This window comes from Gordonia amicalis (assembly GCF_022059885.1).
Taxonomy (GTDB): Bacteria; Actinomycetota; Actinomycetes; order Mycobacteriales; family Mycobacteriaceae; genus Gordonia; species Gordonia amicalis.
Genome location: NZ_CP091855.1, coordinates 1,713,082 through 1,731,884, shown reverse-complemented (window position 1 = coordinate 1,731,884; position 18,803 = coordinate 1,713,082). Strand labels below are relative to the sequence as shown.

At 67.5% G+C, this 18,803-nt stretch carries 20 protein-coding genes and 1 pseudogene; 11 read left to right on the top strand and 10 right to left on the bottom strand.

The genetic code is table 11. The annotated features are described in order from the left end of the window. Positions 1-45: 45 nt before the first annotated feature. Together IHQ52_RS08030 and IHQ52_RS08025 are read left to right on the top strand one after the other, a co-directional pair. The gene (locus IHQ52_RS08030) at positions 46-1,416 is read left to right on the top strand and encodes an O-antigen ligase family protein (RefSeq protein WP_238064150.1); all 1,371 of its coding nucleotides are present in this window, start codon (positions 46-48) and stop codon (positions 1,414-1,416) included. Beyond that, positions 1,413-1,970: a YdcF family protein gene (locus IHQ52_RS08025; protein ID WP_006435249.1), complete on the top strand. Its 558-nt coding sequence runs from the start codon at positions 1,413-1,415 to the stop codon at positions 1,968-1,970. Before IHQ52_RS08030 ends, IHQ52_RS08025 begins: the two co-directional genes overlap by 4 nt. Before the next feature lie 21 nt (positions 1,971-1,991). Here the strand turns inward: IHQ52_RS08025 and IHQ52_RS08020 are convergent, their stop codons facing one another. Beyond that, a complete protein-coding gene (locus IHQ52_RS08020; protein WP_024498670.1) occupies positions 1,992-3,056 on the bottom strand; it encodes an LLM class F420-dependent oxidoreductase in 1,065 nt (354 codons plus the stop codon). A 196-nt stretch (positions 3,057-3,252) separates the two neighbouring features. Here IHQ52_RS08020 and IHQ52_RS08015 point away from each other — a divergent pair. The 5 genes and pseudogenes from IHQ52_RS08015 (at position 3,253) to menE (ending at position 6,847) form a co-directional block, all read left to right on the top strand. After that, a pseudogene (locus IHQ52_RS08015) lies at positions 3,253-4,501 on the top strand (inorganic phosphate transporter). A gap of 51 nt (positions 4,502-4,552) precedes the next feature. Further along, complete coding sequence (locus IHQ52_RS08010) at positions 4,553-4,831, top strand: hypothetical protein (RefSeq protein WP_006435245.1); 279 nt, start codon at positions 4,553-4,555, stop codon at positions 4,829-4,831. 57 nt (positions 4,832-4,888) lie between these two features. Beyond that, positions 4,889-5,197, top strand: a complete 309-nt coding sequence (locus tag IHQ52_RS08005; protein WP_006435244.1) for a DUF3349 domain-containing protein — start codon at positions 4,889-4,891, stop codon at positions 5,195-5,197. Positions 5,198-5,357: 160 nt separating this feature from the next. Next, positions 5,358-5,693, top strand: coding sequence for a DUF3349 domain-containing protein (locus tag IHQ52_RS08000; RefSeq protein WP_238064272.1), 336 nt, complete (start codon positions 5,358-5,360; stop codon positions 5,691-5,693). Further along, a complete protein-coding gene (menE, locus tag IHQ52_RS07995; protein WP_081598189.1) occupies positions 5,690-6,847 on the top strand; it encodes an o-succinylbenzoate--CoA ligase in 1,158 nt (385 codons plus the stop codon). The genes IHQ52_RS08000 and menE overlap by 4 nt, the downstream gene beginning before the upstream one ends. A 47-nt stretch (positions 6,848-6,894) precedes the next feature. Here menE and IHQ52_RS07990 read toward each other — a convergent pair whose 3' ends face one another. Then, a complete protein-coding gene (locus IHQ52_RS07990; protein WP_006435241.1) occupies positions 6,895-7,770 on the bottom strand; it encodes a type IV toxin-antitoxin system AbiEi family antitoxin domain-containing protein in 876 nt (291 codons plus the stop codon). Positions 7,771-7,906: 136 nt separating this feature from the next. Between IHQ52_RS07990 and IHQ52_RS07985 the strand changes: the two genes are divergently transcribed. After that, complete coding sequence (locus IHQ52_RS07985) at positions 7,907-8,788, top strand: 1,4-dihydroxy-2-naphthoate polyprenyltransferase (protein ID WP_006435240.1); 882 nt, start codon at positions 7,907-7,909, stop codon at positions 8,786-8,788. A gap of 79 nt (positions 8,789-8,867) precedes the next feature. On the opposite strand, the gene IHQ52_RS07980 is transcribed toward IHQ52_RS07985, so the two are convergent. The 6 genes from IHQ52_RS07980 to IHQ52_RS07955 all read right to left on the bottom strand — a co-directional run bounded on the left by IHQ52_RS07980 (position 8,868) and on the right by IHQ52_RS07955 (position 14,935). After that, entirely contained in the window at positions 8,868-9,752 is an 885-nt protein-coding gene (locus IHQ52_RS07980; RefSeq protein WP_006435239.1) for a Clp protease N-terminal domain-containing protein, read from the bottom strand. After that, on the bottom strand, positions 9,730-10,026 hold the full coding sequence (locus IHQ52_RS07975) for a hypothetical protein (protein WP_006435238.1): 297 nt from the start codon (positions 10,024-10,026) through the stop codon (positions 9,730-9,732). The genes IHQ52_RS07980 and IHQ52_RS07975 overlap by 23 nt, the downstream gene beginning before the upstream one ends. 139 nt (positions 10,027-10,165) lie before the next feature. Beyond that, positions 10,166-12,733 (bottom strand): ABC transporter permease, encoded by a 2,568-nt coding sequence (locus IHQ52_RS07970; RefSeq protein WP_006435237.1) that lies wholly within the window; start codon positions 12,731-12,733, stop codon positions 10,166-10,168. After that, complete coding sequence (locus IHQ52_RS07965) at positions 12,730-13,422, bottom strand: ABC transporter ATP-binding protein (protein ID WP_024498675.1); 693 nt, start codon at positions 13,420-13,422, stop codon at positions 12,730-12,732. The genes IHQ52_RS07970 and IHQ52_RS07965 overlap by 4 nt, the downstream gene beginning before the upstream one ends. A 39-nt stretch (positions 13,423-13,461) precedes the next feature. After that, entirely contained in the window at positions 13,462-14,583 is a 1,122-nt protein-coding gene (gene cds1 / locus IHQ52_RS07960; RefSeq protein ID WP_006435235.1) for an L-cysteine desulfhydrase Cds1, read from the bottom strand. 25 nt (positions 14,584-14,608) lie between these two features. Continuing rightward, a complete protein-coding gene (locus IHQ52_RS07955; RefSeq protein ID WP_006435234.1) occupies positions 14,609-14,935 on the bottom strand; it encodes a DUF4229 domain-containing protein in 327 nt (108 codons plus the stop codon). Positions 14,936-15,123: 188 nt separating this feature from the next. Here IHQ52_RS07955 and IHQ52_RS07950 point away from each other — a divergent pair, with 188 nt between their 5' ends. The 3 genes from IHQ52_RS07950 (at position 15,124) to IHQ52_RS07940 (ending at position 16,299) form a co-directional block, all read left to right on the top strand. After that, the gene (locus IHQ52_RS07950; protein WP_006435233.1) at positions 15,124-15,345 is read left to right on the top strand and encodes a BldC family transcriptional regulator; all 222 of its coding nucleotides are present in this window, start codon (positions 15,124-15,126) and stop codon (positions 15,343-15,345) included. 103 nt (positions 15,346-15,448) lie between these two features. Beyond that, the gene (locus IHQ52_RS07945) at positions 15,449-15,664 is read left to right on the top strand and encodes a hypothetical protein (RefSeq protein WP_006435232.1); all 216 of its coding nucleotides are present in this window, start codon (positions 15,449-15,451) and stop codon (positions 15,662-15,664) included. Positions 15,665-15,798: 134 nt separating this feature from the next. Further along, the gene (locus tag IHQ52_RS07940; protein WP_006435231.1) at positions 15,799-16,299 is read left to right on the top strand and encodes a helix-turn-helix domain-containing protein; all 501 of its coding nucleotides are present in this window, start codon (positions 15,799-15,801) and stop codon (positions 16,297-16,299) included. Positions 16,300-16,437: 138 nt separating this feature from the next. On the opposite strand, the gene IHQ52_RS07935 is transcribed toward IHQ52_RS07940, so the two are convergent. Both IHQ52_RS07935 and ccsB read right to left on the bottom strand, forming a co-directional pair. After that, positions 16,438-17,514 carry an IS110 family RNA-guided transposase gene (locus IHQ52_RS07935; protein ID WP_238064149.1) on the bottom strand — a complete coding sequence of 359 codons (1,077 nt, stop codon included), beginning with the start codon at positions 17,512-17,514 and terminating at the stop codon, positions 16,438-16,440. Positions 17,515-17,776: 262 nt separating this feature from the next. Then, a complete protein-coding gene (gene ccsB, locus IHQ52_RS07930) occupies positions 17,777-18,796 on the bottom strand; it encodes a c-type cytochrome biogenesis protein CcsB (protein WP_006438836.1) in 1,020 nt (339 codons plus the stop codon). Positions 18,797-18,803: the final 7 nt, after the last annotated feature.

Below are 18,803 nucleotides of genomic sequence, written 5' to 3'. Positions count from 1 at the left end.
TCGTGTCATGATGCCCCGGTGGGGATTGTTCGTTCACTTGCGATCGTGACCGCGGTGGCGGTCGGCACCTTCGGCTGCCTCCTCGCCGGCGAGTCCGTCGTCACCGCGGCCTTTCTGGGAATCGCGTTGATCGCGGGAGCATATGTGGGACTGCAACATCCGACGTGGTTGTGGTGGGCACTCGCCGTCGTCGTCGCCGTGCTTCCCGCCGGGTACGTCCCCGGTACGCCCGTGCCATTGATCTTCACCCTCACCATGGCCGTGCTGCTCGCCACCGTTCTCCACCCCCGCGACACGGTGAGCTGTACGCCGCTCGAGTACGCACTCATCGCCTTCGTCGGCGTCGCCGGCCTGTCGGTGGTGGCCACCCTGCACAAGGTCGACGACATCGTCGAGTACGCGAAGTGGTCGGGTGCGATCCTCCTCGTCGTCGCGCTGTTGCGGCTGCGCGCCGATCAACTGAGGACCTTCGGCAGGGTCTTCGTCGTGGCATCGGTCGTGTCGGCGGCGACGGGCCTCGCAATGCTGACGATCGACAAGTCCGCACGGACCTTCGATCTGCTGTCCCCCTTCGGATATGACGCGTCGTCGGCGGGCCGGTTCGTCTTCGACGGCGCCTCGGTGACGGCTCGGTTGTCGGGCACCTACATCGACCCGAACGCCGCGGGCATCGGCTTCCTGGCGGCCCTGATGATCAGCCTGCTGGTCTTCGAGGGCCGCCGGCGCTGGGTTCTCGCGCTGCTCCTGTTCGCGGCCGTCGCGATGACCCTGAGTCGCGCGGCGATCTTCTCCGTCGTCCTGGCGCTCCTCCTGATGCTCGCCTTCCACACCATGTCGACCCGCGGACGCACCGCGATCATCGGGACACTCGCGGGCGGGATGGCCCTGCTGTCGGCGATCCCCGCGTCGCGGCGCCGGATCTTCTCGTCCTTCGGCGAGAGCGACACCGGGTCGACCGCACGCACCGACGCGCTGCGCGAGTTCCCCGAGAAGATGAGCGGGCACTGGTTGTTCGGACACGGTTGGGGCATCGCCGAATTCAAGGATCCGGAGAAGGCGTTCACCATCAACTACGTGGCCAACGCGCCGCTGCTGTCGGTCTATCGCGGTGGACTCCTCGTCGGAATCGTGTTCACCGCGATCATGATCTACGCCTGCTACCTCGCCTACCGCTGCCTGCGGTCCTCCCGGTCCGAGATCGCCCTGTACGGCGGTTGCTTCATCGCTTTCTTCGTCCTGGGTATGCAGCTCGACTTCAGCACCGTGTCCATCCCGGTCTCGGTGACCGACCTGTCGCTGATGCTGGTGTTCCTCATCGTGGCGCTACAGAGTTCCGGAGCCGACGACCTCGTCCGGCACACCCGGCCGGCCGAACATCCCGCGCCGCTCTCCGTCAGGACGCGTGTGTCACGGTGAGACGTGTTGTCCGACTACTGTTCTGCATCTTCCTCGTCGTCACGGTCGTCGGCGGCACCGTCGGCTACCAGCTGTTCACGCGGACCCACGATGATCCGCTGCGCGAGGTCGACGCCATCGTCGTACTGGGCGGCGAACACGACGGACGCGAGGACTACGGAATCGAGTTGGCACGCAGGGGTTATGCCGACCACGTGCTGATCTCCGACCCGTATCGTCCCTACACCGAGCAGGATTCGATGATGCCGCGCGTGTGCTCGGCGAGCACCCCGGACATCACCGTCACCTGCTTCGAACCCCATCCCTCCACGACCCGCGGCGAGGCGATGTTCGTCCAGGAGATGGCACGTCGCCACGACTGGCGCGAGGTCATCGTCGTCAGCTGGAGCTATCACCTGGTGCGGGCCCGATTCATCTTCGGCCAGTGCTTCGACGGCGACGTCGTCATGCACGCGGTACCACGTGACTACAGCCCCAACCCCGTGCTCTGGGGTGCGGTGTACGCATACCAGTACGGCGGCCTCGGAAAGGCCGCCGTACTCGGGTGTGACTGAGTCCCTCGAGGGAACCTGCGATCAGCCGTTGAAGATGTCGCGCAACGCCTCCACCTCGGCGACCCGCTCGGCGTGGGTCGGCGCGGTCGGCGAGGCGAGGATGCAGGTGACGCCCGCCTCGCGGAACGCGGCCACGCGCTCGGCGACCTGGGCCCTGGACCCGATGAGCGACATGGCGCTCACCAGGTCGTCGGGGACCGCCGCGGCCGCCTCGACCTTCTTGCCGTCGAGGTAGAGGTCCTGGATGAGCTTCGCCTCGTCGGCATAGCCGTACCGGATGGCGAGCTGGTTGTAGAAGTTCTTGTCCCGCGCGCCCATGCCGCCGATGTACAGCGCGGCGTGATGGCGGACGAGTTCCCTCGAGTTGTTGATCTGCTCCGGATCGTCGGAGATCCGGGCGGTGGCCTGGACGACGATGCCGAGGTCGCCCAGAGACGGGTCGCGCTTGGCCCTGCCGGCGGCGAGCGACTCACCGAACGCGGCGTCGATGTGCTCCGGGTGGAACAGGATCGGCTGCAGCTCGTCGAACATCTCCGCGGCCAGCTCGATGTTCTTGGGGCCGATGGCGGCCAGCAGGAGCGGGATGTTGTCGCGGACGGGATGGTTGATGATCTTGAGCGACTTGCCGAGTCCGGAACCGCCGTGCTCCTCGTCGAGCGGAAGCGTGTAGTGCTTGCCCTGGTAATCGAGCTTCTCGCGACGCCAGACCATGCGGCAGATCTCTGCGTGCTCGCGGGCCCGGCCCAGCGGGTAGTCGTACTTCACGCCGTGGAAGCCCTCGATGACCTGCGGTCCGGAGGCGCCGATACCGAGTACCGCACGGCCGCCACTGATGTAGTCGAGACCGGCCGCGGTCATCGCGAGATTGGTGGGGGTGCGCGAGTACATCGGCAGGATCGCGGTCTGCAGTTCCATCGTCTCGGTCTTCGCGGCGATGTAACCGAGCTGGGAGACGGCGTCGAAGCTGTAGGCCTCCGGGACCGCGATGCGTTCCACGCCCGCGGCCTCGAAGTCGGCGAGGTTGTTGATGGTCTCGCGGAAGGCGCCTGCGTAGTTGATCGGCATGCCCAGCTTCATCGATGTCATGGCGTCGGATTCTTCCACAGCAACCACCCGTTGGACCATGATCAGCCGAACGTTCCATCGCTCCCCGGAGCGATACCCACCACACCTGCACTGAAGTGCGGTGACCTAGCCCGACACACCGACGACACAGCGAATACCGGCCGAACCGCGCCGGAACGTTTAGGAAATTCGGAGCCGAGCCCTCATCATGAAAACCATGAGCGGCGAGATGCTGATCCTGGTGCTGTTGGTGATCACGGCCCTCGGCTTCGATTTCACCAACGGTTTCCACGACACCGGCAACGCCATGGCAACCTCGATCGCCACCGGTGCGCTGAAACCCAAGACAGCCGTCGGGCTCTCCGCCGTCCTCAATCTCGTCGGCGCCTTCCTCTCGGTCGAGGTCGCCGCCACCATCACCAAAGACGTCCTGAACATCCAGCAGACCTCCGGCGCCGACGCCGGCGAGATCGTGACCGGCCTCACTCCCGCGACCGCGCTGTTGATCATCTTCGCCGGACTCATCGGCGGCATCCTCTGGAACCTCTTCACCTGGCTCTTCGGCCTCCCGTCGAGTTCCTCGCACGCGCTGTTCGGCGGGCTCATCGGTTCCGGGATCGCGGCCATCGGCCTCTCGGGCGTGAACTGGCACGGTGTGTTCGGCAAGATCATCGTGCCCGCGCTGCTGGCCCCGGTGATCGCCTGTGTCGTCGCCGCGTGCGGGACCTGGCTCGTCTTCACCATCACGCGTCGTCTCGCGGAGAGCCGCAAGGAACAGGGCTTCCTGTACGGCCAGATCGCCAGCGCCTCACTGGTCTCCCTCGCCCACGGCACCGGAGACGCACAAAAGACCATGGGTGTGATCGCGATGGCGCTGATCGTCACCGGACACCTCGACGCCTCGACCGTGAGTCACGGCCTGCCGCTCTGGGTCGTGGCGAGTTGCGCCGCCGCCATCGCGATCGGAACCTACCTCGGTGGCTGGCGCATCATCCGGACCCTCGGAAAAGGCCTGGTGGAGATCAGCTCCCCGCAGGGCATGGCCGCCGAGGCCTCGTCGGCCGCGATCATCCTGACCTCCAGCGCGGCCGGGATGGCGCTGTCCACCACACAGGTGGCCACCGGTTCGATCCTCGGCTCCGGTATCGGCAAGCGCGGTGCGCAGGTCCGCTGGAGCGTCGCCGGCCGGATGGCCGTGGCGTGGCTCACCACCCTGCCGGCGGCGGGGCTCGTCGGCGCGGCGTCGTTCTAACATCGCTCACCTGCTCGGCGACGTGGCGGGAGCGGTGGCGATCTTCGGTCTGCTCATCGCCGGCTCGGCCTACATGTACTGGCGCGCCCAGCAGAACAAGGTCGACGCCGGCAACGTCAACGACGACTGGGACGAGACCACCGGATCGGTGCTGCCCGCGGACCTGTCGACCGATCCCGGAACCACCCCCGACACCCCTGCGCGCTCGGCCTGACCGCCGGCATCACAACGACCACGCGCGAACACACGAAAGGACCCAGCGGAGATGGACATCGTCGAGGCGATCGGCAAGGTGCTGATCATCGGCCTGCTCTTCGGCGCCGGTCTGCCCGCACTGTTCGCGTTCGGCCTGCGATGTCACGAGCAGGGTTCCGACGAGGTCGTCGACGGCTCGCTCGTCAGGGGCAGGCCGGCGTTGCGCGTGCTCAGCTACCCGATCTTCGCCGTCGTCCTACTGGTCATCCTCACCGCACTGTTGTGGATCACCCGTCAGACCATCTACTTCCACACCGGAATCAAGCTCTTCCCATTTGGTTACAAGTGATGCCCACCTGGGTAAACGGTGACCACAGATGTGCACGAGCCGGAGACGCGATCAACCATGAGCACTGAGATCCCCCTCTTCGAATCCGTGATCAACTGGATTCGCAAGGGCTATCCCCAAGGTGTCTCGCGCACCGACTTCCCGCCGCTGATGGCGCTCCTCACGCGTGTTCTGACCGATGAGGAGGTCACCGCGGTGGCGTTCCGGCTCGTCAAGGAGTACGGACCCCGGGAGCCGGTGACCGAGCAGCAGATCAGCGACGCCATCACCCGGGTCACCAACGAACCGCCGACCCCGGAGGAGATCAACCAGGTCGCGGGGCGTCTGGCCGCGTTCGGCTGGCCGTTGGTGTCCAGCCGAACGTGAACCCGGCGACCCGCACGCGCCGAGGACTGCCGGGGTCCGGGCCGAAACCTACAATCGCGCTGAGCGGCCGCGCTCGCGTCGCCGCATCGAGAGGACCCAGCGGCATCGCCGCATCGAGAGGACCCAGCCGAGTCCCGTCGGAGGAAAGGGGGTGACGAGCGTGGACCACCCACAGTTGCTCTACCGCATCATCGAATGGCTGCGTGCCGGTTACCCCGACGGTGTGCCGCAAGGCGACTACATCCCCCGCGTCGCTCTCCTGCGGCGTCAGCTCAGCGAGGACGAGGTGCAGGAAGTGTCGTCGCGGCTGGTCCGGCAGTCGCCGCCGCCCGAGCCGATCTCCAGGATCGACGCCGCGGTCGCGATCACGAAGGTCACCCACGAACTCGCGCACGAGGACGACATCGCCCGCGTCCGCCGTCACCTGGAGTCGTCCGGTTGGCCGTTCGACGGACCCGACGCGGACAGCACCGACCCGAACCGGAACCTGTCCTGAAAACCCTTCGTACCCTTCATCTTCCCGCTCGACCAGAGGTCGTCGCCCGGCGCGATGAGCTGCTCGCCGTGCTCGACGGTTCGACCGCGATCGTGCCCACCTCCGACGACGCCCGGGAGACAGCGCTTCTCCGGGCCGCCCTCGCCGTCGGTGAGCCGATCGCCGACGAGGTCTCGCTGGTGGTCTCCACCTCGGGTTCGACCGGTGTCCCCAAGGGGGCGCAGCACACCCCGGCGACGCTGTCCGCATCGGCGCGGGCGACCGCGGATCGCCTCGGTGGCCCGGGCAACTGGCTCCTCGCCCTCGCCCCGCATCACATCGCGGGGCTGCAGGTCCTGTTGCGCGCCTTCGCCTCCGGATTCACACCCACCGTGCTCGACCTGACCGCGGGCTTCGACGCCGAGGGTTTCGCCGAAGCTCTGGACCGGCTCGACGGGCCGCGCCGCTACACGTCACTCGTGCCGACGCAGCTGATCAAGGTCCTCGACTCGCCGCGTGCCACCGCCGCGCTCCGCTCCGCCGACGGGTTGCTCGTCGGCGGTGCGGCGACCCCCGCTCCCCTGTTGCGCCGCGCCGTCGACGCGGGACTCCCCATCGTCCGCACCTACGGGATGAGTGAGACCGCCGGTGGTTGCGTCTACGACGGCGTCCCGCTCGACGGCGTGGTGATCCGCATCGATGAGCCGTCGCCGGACGGTGTGGGGCGCGTCGTCCTCGGTGGTCCGATGGTGGCGCACGGCTACCGCAACCTGCCGGATCATCCCGCTTTCGCCGAGGCCGGCTGGTTCCGCACCGATGACCTCGGACGCCTCGACGACGGTGTCCTGTCGATCGTCGGGCGTGCCGACGAGGCGATCCTCACCGGCGGACTCACCGTGGTGCCGCAGGTCGTCGAGGCGGTGATCGCCGAGGACCCGACGGTCGCCGAATGCGTGGTCGTCGGACTCCCCGACGACCGTCTCGGCGAGAAGGTCGTCGCGGTGGTCGTCGCACGACGCGGAGATCCGGTCGACGTCAACCGGATTCGCGGGTCGGTCGCCGAGCGACTCGGCCGGTACGCGGCGCCGCGGGAGGTCATCGAGGTCGACGAGCTGCCGCTGCGCGGACCGGGCAAACCCGACCGGCGCGCGCTACGGCGTCGTTTCTCGCCGTAGGTGTCGCGTATGGTGGCGGGCTGCAACACGATTCGCGACATCTGCAGTCAGGCCGCGACGCTCAGCGCCTGACGGATCGACGACGCGACGTGGTCGGCCCGTTCCGTCAGATCGGCCCAGGTGAAGTTGAGAACGGTCCAGCCGGCCGCGATCAGGGCATTCCGGCGGGTCCGGTCACGCTGGAACGTGCCGGCGTCGCGATGGAATGCGAAACCGTCGATCTCCACCGCCAGCATGTGGGCGACGAACGCGAGATCGATCTCGTACCCACAACTGGGATGGTTCGCGACCCAACCATCGATCCCCGCCGCGTCGAGGATCGCCACCGCGAATCTTTCTGCAGCCGACCGCGCCCCGGACTCCAGCAGTGCCACCATCGGGCCCATCTCGGCCGCTCCGACACAGCGGTGTCGACGCCCGTAGGCCTCCTCCAGACGTTCGACGGTGATCCGACGCTGTTGCAGCGCCGAGTCGATGACCTCGGCACCGAGTTCGACGGCCCCTTCGAGCGCCGACAGCGCGACCCCGGTGACCCGCAGGTCACGGCGGATGAGGACATCCGCGTCGTCGAGGGACCGGTTGAGAATCCGCACTCCCTTCACCGGCGGACCGTGCCGCCCGCGGGGAGCGGTGACGGTGATCGTCCCGGGCCGGTCGTCGACGATGCCGTGCCACCAGGCTGCCGCCGATCCCGACAGGATCGCGGAGGGACCTACCGACAGCGTCGCGATCCGTGTGGTGGTCCGATCGGTGACGGGATGGTCCGCGAGCCGATACAGCCGAGGCCCCACACGCACCCAATCGCCGATGGCCACCCGGCGGTGCACCGCCGAGCGATCCAATCCGTGCTCACGTGCTTCGGCAGCGGTGACAACACCGTCGTGTTCGAGGGCGACGGCCCGCAGTTTCGGTGGAGTCTGCACCCTCTTCAGACGTATCCGCGGGTCGATGCGGTTCCGGCCGCGTGCGGCCGAATCCAGATGTCGCGTGTCGTGGCGGACGGTGCAACGATCCGCGACACCTGGCGGCGGACATCCGGGGTCGTGGCAGGATCGATCCGTGGCAACCGCATCGCAGTGGATTCAGGGCGCACGCCCCCGGACTCTCCCCAACGCCGTGGCCCCAGTGGTCGCCGGTGTCGGAGCGGCGCTGCACGGCACCTCGGGGTGGGGCGGGATCTCGTGGTGGAAGGCCGTACTCGCGCTGGTCGTGGCGGTGGCGTTCATCATCGGCGTCAATTTCGCGAACGACTACTCCGACGGCGTGCGCGGCACCGACGACGACCGTGTCGGTCCGTTGCGCCTCGTCGGCGCGGGTCTGGCGTCACCGGGTTCGGTGAAGGCGGCGGCGTTCATCTGCTTCGGTATCGGCGCGGTGTGCGGTCTCGTGCTGGCGATCGCGACGGCCTGGTGGCTGGTCGTGGTGGGCGCGGTCTGCATCGCGGGTGCCTGGTTCTACACCGGCGGCAAACGACCCTACGGTTACGCCGGCTGGGGCGAGGTCGCGGTGTTCGTGTTCTTCGGCCTGGTCGCGGTCCTCGGAACGCAGTTCGTGACGTCGGACCGGGTCGACCTCGTCGGCCTGGCCTGCGCAGTGGGCGTCGGCGCGGTCTCCAGCAGCGTGCTGGTCGTCAACAACCTGCGCGACATCCCCACCGACACCGAGAGCGGCAAGATCACCCTCGCCGTCCGACTCGGCGACGCCCGCACCCGAACCCTGTTCGCCGTACTGCTGCTGACCCCGCTCATGATGAGCGCGGCGCTGGCCTTCGCGACCCCGTGGGCGCTCGTCGGACTGCTGACGTTCCCGCTGCTGTGGCAGGCGTACAAGCCGGTCCGCACCGGCGCACAGGGCCCGGGACTCATCCCGTCGATCGGGACCACCGGCAAGGCGATGCTCGGCTGGGCCGTCGTCACCGCGGTGGCGTTGGCGCTGACCTGACGATCCTCGCGACAGGGCCCGCCCCCGAATTCTGTTCTCAGAGGCGGGCTTTGTCGTCATGGTGTTTCGTGTCCGGGGCTCAGACCTCGGCGTCGACCTCGGGCAGGCTCGCCCACACGGCGGCCTTGAGTTCGTCTGCGGTGGTAGCCGATTCGATCAGCGCCCGCGACGCGTCGTCGGCGGTGTCGATGATGCCGAGCAGCAGGTACTCGCCGCGGAGGTGACGGTCTCCGCGTTCGCGGGCGATCTCGACCGCCCGGGAGAACACCGCGCGGGTTTCCGAGGCGAACCGCGGGCGGCTACCCCGTCCGCGCGGTCCGCGGCGTCCACGACCGGGCTCCCAGGGGCCCTCGTCACCGGCGAACGGTCCGCCGGTTCCGAACGGACCCGGACCGAAGCCGCCGGGTCCGAATCCACCCGGACCCTCGGGTCCGAAACCACCGAAACCTTCTGGGCCGAAACCTTCTGGGCCGCAATCGGGGCGGGGTCCTCGAGCACGGTGCGGACCATGACCATGACCGTGTCCGTGCCGGCGGCCATGTCCTCGGCCCCGTCCACGACCTCCGTCGGGACGCCCCTTGCGACCGGCGCTGCGTCCGGGGCGGTCACCCCAGCCCTCGGACACGTCCTCACCGAAGCGTCCGCGGACCGCCTCGCGTACCTTGTCGAGGTCGATCCCGATGCTGCGCAGGGCTTCTCGGTCTTCCTCATACCGTTGACGGGCCGACTCCTCGTCGGCGTCCGTCGTGTCGGCGTGCTCGTCGTGATACTTGCGCACCACCTCCCGCGCCGATGCCAGGGTGAGTCCCTGATCGGCCAGGATGGTGAACAGCGGACTCCGGGCATTGCAGAGCATGCCCAGCATCAGATGGTCGTTGCCCAGCCGCCGATGTCCGAGGTCGGCGGCCTCCTGCGTGGCGAAAGCCAGCAGCATCTTGTCGTCACGAGTGATTCGTTCGAACATTGTTCTCTCCTTCAGGCCCGTTCTCGCGGACCTCACGTTGCGAGTGCTTCTGATGCACGGCCTGCCGGCTGATCTGCAGTACTTCTGCGATCGACTGCCAGCTCCAGCCGTTGGCGCGAGCATTGGCGACCTGCACTTCTTCGAGCCGGTCGGCCAGCGTGCGCAGGGCCCGCACCGCCGCCAGGCCCTTCGCCGGGTCGCTGCTCGCGGCATCTCCTGCGAGGTCAGCGCCCTGGGCGCGGTCCGGCGTCTCGGTCTTCTGGTCGTCGTGCATGGTGTCAGGTTATGTTGACACCGTGCTATTCGTCAAGAATTGTTGACGCGATGCGGGTGTCACCCCCCCCGAAACATTGAGGCAGTTTGATCCGCCTGCCGGATCAAACTGCCTCGAGAAATCGGGAGGGGTACCGCCGCTACTCGTTCAGAATCGACTCGCTGATGTTCATCCGCGCCGCACGCACTGCCGGCAGGAACGCACCCACCAGGCACAACGCCACCGCGATCCCGACGAACAACGCCGCCGACGGACGCGGCGAGTAGATCACGGTCAACGATGTTGTCACGCTGAGGATTCGGTCGCTCAGCAGGTGCATCATCGCACCGAGGATCACGCCGACCAGCGCGCCCACCACCGCGACCGCGGCGGCCTCGGCGAGCACCATGCGTGAGATGAACTTCCGGGATGCACCCATCGCGCGCAGCACCCCGAGTTCACGACGACGCTCGATGACCGACAGCAGCAGCGTGTTCAGCAACGCGATGGCCGCGGCACCGGCCACGATCCACTGGATGGCCACCGTGAACGAACCCGCCTGCTGGACCGTCGCCTGGGTCGCGGCGAGCGCTTCGGCACCGGTGTAGACGCTGATCGGTTTGTTGCCGGTCGTCGGCACATCGGCGACGAGCGCCTCGAGGGACTTCTGCACCTGCTCCGGATCGGCGTCGGGCGCGGTGATCACCTGCAGATACGTGTCGCCTTCGCGACCGAACCACTCCCCGAGCTGTCGCTGCGACAGGGCGGCCACCCCGGAGTCCACGGACACGTAGTCGACGGTGTCGCGGACGACCACGTCATGCGGCCCGGTCGGCGTCGCCAGCGTCACGGTGTCACCGGTACCGACATCGAGCACGCGCGCAAGCACATTCGACAACAGGATGCCGTCACCGGCGAGCACCTGCGCCACCGCCTCCGGCGTCGCCTTCCGCATGAACGGCGCCCGCGACCCGGGCTCCAGCCCCTGCACATTCGCGCGACTCTCGCCGATGTTGACCGCCGCCCACTGGCCACCGACGACCTCGGTGACGCCCGGCACTTTCGCGACCTCGCCGCGGATCGACGGAGGCAAGATCGGGCCGAGCGGCAGACTCGCCGCCGACGAGGACGAGACGTAGAAGTCCGGATCTCCCAGGCCTTCCAGCGATTTCGACATCGACGACACGAGGTTGTCCAGCGCGCCGGATATTCCCATACCCACCGCGATCGCCACCGCGACCGTCATCAGCGTCGCCCACGCACGACGCGGCGCGCGTTCGGTGTTCACCGATGCCAGCTGCCCCGGCCCGCGGAACCAGCGTGCGACTCGAACCACGAGCCACGTCAACGGATTCGACAGCGCGAAGCACACGAGCAGTGAGCCGACGAGAAACACGACGCCGGCGAGGATCGCGGGCCGGCCGGGCACCGTCGCCACGATGACCCAGGACGCGATCACCCCCGCAACACCCAGGATCGCGGTGATCACGACCACCGGCCCGCGACGCTTCGACGCGTCGGACACCTCGACGGGCGCCATCGCCTCCACCGGCGACACCGCGAACACCGACCGCGCCGCCAGCGATGTGGCTGCGACACAGGCGATCACACACGCGAGGACCGCGACCACCGGCGCATACGACGGCAGGTGATAGTTGATGACCGTGCCCACGGTGTCGGGCGGCGGATCGGGCAGGCTCGCGATCACGGCGCGGCCGGCGAGGATTCCGAACGGGACACCGACGACGCCGCCGACCAGACCCATCAGCGCGGCCTCGCCCAGCATGTCGCCGACCAGGTGGGATCGCTTGGCGCCCAATGCCCGGATCATCGCCAGCGAACCGCGCCGCGACGCCACCGCCATGTTCATCGTGTTGAAGACCAGGAACGCGGCGATCACCAGCGAGACCAGCGAGACCAGGAGAGTCGCATCGCGCGTCACCGAGCTGGCGACCTCGGCCTGCTTGGCGCGGAAGTCCGGATCGACCACCACCGCGCGGCCGCCGACGATCTCCTCGACCTGCGATCGCACCGATCCGACGTCGATCCCCGGCTCGGTGACGATGAGGATCGAATCGAGCCGACCCTCCAGACCGACGAGTCGCTGCGCGAGGTCGAGGTAGGCGAACATGAAGCGGCCGTTGTTGAGTCCGGCCGCCTGCTCGTTGTCGATTACTTCCAGGACCTCGACGTCGACGCCGTTGACGGTCAGCTTCTGACCGGCCTCGAGACCGAGTCCCGGTCCGACGAACACCCCGGATCGCAGCCGGTCGAAGTCGATCGTGCCGGAGTTCTCCTGTTGGACGGCGGAACGCAGACTCCCCGACAGCGAGGTCACCCGCTGATCCGAGCCGATGAGCGGTATCGACGAATCATCGACCACGACCGACCCGCGGATCATCGGGACGACGGCCTTCGCACCGTCGACCTCGCGGCGGATCTGACCGGCCAGCGACTGGTCGACGCCGCTGTCGGCGATCGCGGCGACCTCGAGATCGGCCGAACCGGAGATCGCATTGTTGAACGCGCGCACCGACTCCGACGTCGAACCGAAGGTCCCCAGGACCGCTACGAGCAGGGCCGACGAGACGATCACCACCGCGAGCGAGGTGAACAACCGCAGCCGGTGGGTGCGGATCTCCCGAATGTTGAGCAAGCGGATACGGGTGAAGCCGGCGAGAAGGGCTTCGACACGCCGCGGCTGCCCAACCGGCGGGGTGTCGCTCACTCCGCGATCTTTCCGTCGCGCACCGTGATCGTGGTGTCGGCGAACGCGGCCGCCTTCGGGTCATGGGTCACCATGACCACCAGGCGGTCCGGCGCGGCGTGCGCGACGTCGGCGAGCAACTGCAGCACCGATTCCCCGGTCTTGGAGTCGAGGTTTCCGGTGGGTTCGTCGGCGAGCAGGATCGTCGGGTCCATGATGAGCGACCGCGCGGTGGCGACGCGCTGCATCTGTCCGCCCGACAACTCCGACGGCCGATGGTCGACCCGGTCGCCGAGTCCGACCTGCTCGAGGAGTTCGACGGCGCGCGGCTTCGCCTTGCGCAGCGACTGGTTGTCGAGCAGTCGCGGCAGCGCGACGTTCTCCCACGCCGACATGGTCGGGACGAGATTGAAGAACTGGAAGACGAATCCGACGCGATGACGCCGGAAGGCCGACGCGGCGGTGTCGTCGAGTGAGACGAGATCGACTCCGTCGATGGAAATCCGGCCCGATGTCGGCGTGTCGAGAGCGCCGAGGATGTGCAGCAGCGTGGACTTGCCCGCGCCGGAGGGGCCGACGATGGACGCGAACTGCCCTCCGTCGATGTTCAGATTCAGTCCGTCGAGGGCGCGGACACGTTCCTCACCCATCTGGTACTCACGCACCAGGTCGACGGCCTCGACGAGTGGACGCACGGTTTCGGTCGGCACCCCCGGATGGTAGCCCACCGAGTTAGTACGGCCTAAGGATCAGGCCGTCCAGCGACCGGTCGCGAAGAACTCGTCGAGGATCGCGTTCGCCGGGTCGAGATCGAAAGACTGTGCGGCGAGCCAGTTCTCGTCGAAGTAGGTGTTGGCGTAGCGGTCACCCGGATCGCACAGCAGTGTCACGACGCTGCCCGCCCGGCGTTCGGCGGCCATCTCCGCGACAAGCGAGAACGCACCCCACATGTTGGTGCCGGTGGATCCGCCGACGCGGCGACCCAGCATGTCCGACACCCGGTGCGCGGTGGCGATGGAGGCCTCGTCGGGGACACCGATCATCCGGTCGATCACCTGCGAGATGAACGACGGCTCGACACGCGGACGGCCGATCCCCTCGATCCGCGAACCCACCTCGCCGGTCAGCGTTCCGTCGCCGGTCTCGTACGCCGGCAGAAACACCGAGTTCTCCGGGTCGACAACCGCGAGCCAGGTGTCGTGCCGCCGGTACCGCACGTAGCGTCCGAGCGTCGCCGACGTGCCGCCGGTACCGGCACCCACGACGATCCAGGTCGGGATGGGGTGCTCCTCGTCGGCCATCTGCGCGAAGATCGACTCGGCGATGTTGTTGTTCCCACGCCAGTCGGTGGCACGTTCGGCCATCGTGAACTGGTCGATGAAGTGTCCGCCCAGCTCGCGCTCGAGACGCAACGCCTCGGTGTAGACCTCACCCGGGCGCTCGACGAAATGGCATCGGCCACCGTGTCGTTCGATCAGCGCGGTCTTCGCCGGCGACGTACTCGACGTCATCACCGCGATGAACGGCACCCCGATCAGCTCCGCGAAGTAGGCCTCGCTCACCGCCGTCGAGCCCGACGACGCCTCGATCACGGGCGTGCCCTCGGTGACCCAGCCGTTGCAGATCGCGTAGAGGAACAGCGACCGCGCCAGGCGGTGCTTGAGCGATCCGGTCGGATGCGTCGACTCGTCCTTCAGGTACAGGTCGACGCCGGCCTCACCGTCGGGTCCGGACCATCGTGACCACGCCGGCAGTGGGACCCGCAGCAGGTGCGTGTCGGCACTTCGGCGGGCGTCGGCCTCGATGAGCCGCACCGCGTTCTGCGCCCAGTCGCGGTCTTCCCGATGGTCGACGACCCGCGTCGGCCTCACGCGAGCGTCCCTTTGGCCGGCGACCTCACTTGTCCCCGCGCAGCCGCGACTGGAGGTCGTCGTGGCGTGCCCGACGATCGGCCTCGATCGCCGAGATCTCGCTGTTGACCTTCAGGCGGAGCGACTTGAACAGGTACATGCCCAGCGGGAGCGCGATCAGCACGCCGAAGACGGCGGCGACGAGGAACGGCACATCGACGCCCACGAGCTTTCCGCCGAAGAGGATGACGGCCGCGATCACGACGACGAGCAACATGCGCGCGACGGTGTAGCCGAACAGGGCAAGCGCCAGGGTGGCGGGACGACCGCTTGGCTGAGGGGTATCGGGGGCAGGGTCTTGCGCTTCACTCACCCCCACAGGATACTTGTCGCCCTCTGATGACCTGCAGGTCGTGGGCCTTTGCCCGCTCTTTACCTGCCACTGACGGTTCGAGTACCTGGGCGATTTGCGTGTATTCATGGAGTACGCGTCCATCAAGTGCCGGGCCGATTCGCCAAACCGCGGCGCACCGACAGGGCACCATCGTTTCAGGGGGAAACGTGACCAGCATCGAAACAACCGCGTCCACCTACATCACCCCGGGACTCGCCAGCCAGCACACCCTGACCCCGGGTCAGGTGGCCGCGATGTTCAACGTCAATCCCAAGACAGTCGCACGCTGGGCCAGCTCGGGCATCCTCGGCTCCATCCGCACCCCGGGCGGCCACCGACGCTTCCGCGAAGAGGACGTGGTGGCGCTGCTCAATCGTCGCACCCACTAGTCCGGGCCGGCGCCACAGTCCCTGCCCACCCGGTGGTCAACCCAACGAGCGACCCTCACCGGCCGCCGCGCGAACTGACGTACGCTGGTGACGGGAGGTTGTCATGACATATCTGTTCGCCGTTCTCGGTTTGCTCGCCATCGGTTTCCTGATGTGGCGGGCGTTCGGACCGCAATCCGACGGCGGCACGGCCTCCCCTTCCGGCGGTCACCGCCGTCGCACCCGTGGGCCGGTCGGCCCCGATGACGACCCCGATTTCCTCCGTGACCTGGACAATCGCACGCGCGGCACCAACGGCGGCGAGGCCGACGAACTCTGACACGTGTCGTCGGGCCAGAGTTCGTATACGAAATCGTGAGACGCGATTCAGGGTCTCACCAGAACATACCCAAGGGTAGGGTAACGTCCCTCTCATCATCGACTCCACGATGGATGATCCGAGAGAAGGCGCCGTTGAACCCCGGACGATCTCCGCAAGGGGCGTCGACCGATGACGACCTGAGCTTCGCCGACAAGATCGGTTACCTGTTCGAGCACAGCCGTGACGAGAACGGGGTCCGCTACACCGGCAAGAAGATCGCCGAGAAGGCGAACCGGTTGGGTTACTCACTGTCGGACGCGTACATCTCGCAGCTCCGCACCGGCAAAGCACGTACTCCGTCGTTCCGCACCGTCGAGGCCATCTCACGCGCGTTCGACGTGAGCGTCACCTATTTCCTCTCCAACCCCGACGAGGATCTCGAGCGCGTCAAACAGCAGCAGAACTATGTCGAGATGCTCGAGGTCACCGGCAGCCACCTGGCCGGTATCGATCTGGGGTCACTGTGCCCAGCGACGATCGACGCGCTCATCGACCTGCTCAAGCTGGTGAAGGCGCAGGCTCTCGCGAAGCAGGCCGAGGCACCGGGGAGTGACGAGCAGGCCCAGAGCGCCGACACCACCCCCGCCGGCTGAGCCGGCACCGAGCGAAGCGAGGCGCCGCGTCGAAGCCCCCTCCACCACCCCCGCCGGCTGAGCCGGCACCGAGCGAAGCGAGGCGCCGCGTCGAAGCCCGCTCCGCCTAGGAGTACAGGCCCGACACGCAAGACGGTCCTATAGCTTGTCAAGGGTTCCGAGGTCGGTGGTGAGGTCGCGGAACACTTCGCGGGCGATGTAGCGCTTGAGACAGCGGATGATGTCTTTGTTCGTTTTGTGTTCCGCGGAACGCCGCTCGACGTAGGCGCGGGTGGGTGCGTGGGATTGCATCCGGCCGACCGCGATCATGTGCAGAGCACTGTTGGCTTGCCTGTCTCCACCCCGATTGAGTCGGTGACGGCTGGTCTTGCCCGAGGATGCCGGTAGCGGTGCGGCACCGACGAGTTTGGCAAACGTCGCCTCGGTGCGCATCCGCTCCACGTTGTCACCAGCGGTGATCACCAGTCGTGCGGCGGTGACCGGTCCGATCTGCGGTCGGGACAACAGGGTCGGCACCACCGTGGCCAACAGCCTCTCGAGTTCGCGGGTCAACGAACCGACCTCGCGTCGGGCGAGTCGGTGACGCTCGAGCAGTGAACGCGCGGCACGCACGAACGCCGCGGCCGGCCCGGACAGATCACCCTTGTCCGCCGGCACCGGTAGACCCGCGATGAACGCTGCCCGCGCAGCAATGGTGCGTGCCTGGCGGGCCTGGTCGGCGAACTCCACTGGTGCGGTGGTGCACAGGTCGCGGATCTGGTTACCGATCCGGGTGGCCTCTTCCACCGCCGAAGTCCGTGCCACGGTGAGCATTCGGACCGATTCGACCGTGCCGCGGGTGTCTTTGGCGACCGCGGTGGCGCGGCCGGTGATGACCGCCATCGCCGCGGCATATGCGTCGAGTTGATCGGTCTTCCCGTGGGCGTAACGGCGCGGTAGGTCCGGGGTGTTGACCTCGATCACCGCGACCCCCTGATCGGTGAGCATGCGGGTCAATCCGGCCCCGTAGGAGGCGCTCGACTCCACCGCGGCGTGCTCGATCCGGCCGAAACCACAGGCCCACTGCCACATCTCGGTGTAGCCGGCAGTGGTGGTCGGGAACTCCCGATCGGCCAGCGGGCGGCCGTCGGCGGCGACAATGGCGGCGTGGTGGGTGCGTTGATGGGTATCCACGCCCAGGACCACCACTTGCGTATCGATCATGGTTGGGGTCATCGTGGTGGTGTCTCCTTCACACTCGTGTGTTGGATGACCTCACCGGGGCGGGTGGACAGGACAGTGAAGAGTCACGGCCCACCAGCCAGACAGGGTCCTAATCAAGTCACACCCGCCCCGGCCCTCAGGTCTCATGGCGCGGGTAGCCGACCGGAGGTTCCGGGCCGACACATCTCGCTCATGACAGCAACCGTCAGCCTCGAAGTAAGTCAGACCCAGACCCGGTCGACCACCCACGCCCATTCTCACTGTCTCGAAGGGTTCAGAGACCCGCGTAGGAGTGCAGGCCCGACACGACCAGGTTGATGATGAACAGGTTGAACAGCATCGCCACGAAGCCGGCGACGTTGATCCAGGCCGCTGCGGTGTTGCGCCAGCCCGCGGTGGCGCGAGCGTGCAGATAGGCCGCGTAGATCACCCAGGCGATGAACGACACGGTCTCCTTGGGGTCCCAGCCCCAGAACCGACCCCAGGCGGCCTCGGCCCAGATGGCGCCGCAGATCACGCCGAGACCGAAGAGCGGGAAGCCGACGACGACTGTCTTGTAGGCGAGGCGGTCGAGGTTCTCCGCTGCCGGGATGTGGTCGACGATGCGTCGCAGCGCGCCACCCAATCCGGGCCGGGCCGAAGACGTGTCGTCGGCCGGATTCGATGCCCACCGCATCTTCATCAGGTACAGGATGCTGGCGACACCGGAGACCATGAGGATTCCCGAGGACACCGAGATGATCGACACGTGCACTGCCAGCCAGTACGACTTCAGGGCCGGGACGACGGGGGTCGCCTGCGTGTAGAGCCAGCGACCGGCGATGAACATCAGCAGCACGACGGGGAGCAGCACGAACGACAGCAGCGCGCGGTGTTCGGGTTTGCGCAGGATGATCAGCGCGGCCAGGACACCGGCCGCACACGTCATCGAGACGAACTCGTACATGTTGCCCCACGGCGCACGCTCGGTGGCAATGGCTCGCAGGACGATCGACGCTATGTGGGCGACGAGTCCGACGTACACGACCGGCAGGCCCATGTTGCCGAGCTTCTCGCCGAACGTCCGCTTCGGTGGGCCCGCGACGCGACCGGGCACGCGCACGGCGTCCGAGCCCGACGCAGAACCGGCACCGGCGGCGACGAGTTCCCGCTCCTCGAGCTTGCGACCGCGAACCGCCGCCAGCGCGCCGAAGAACAAGAAGGCCGCCACCACGTACACCGTGATCGCGGTGCCGAACAGCAGATCGGAATAGCGAGCCAGCGTCTCGTCCACCTGACCGGTGCCGTTGTTCATGAAAGTT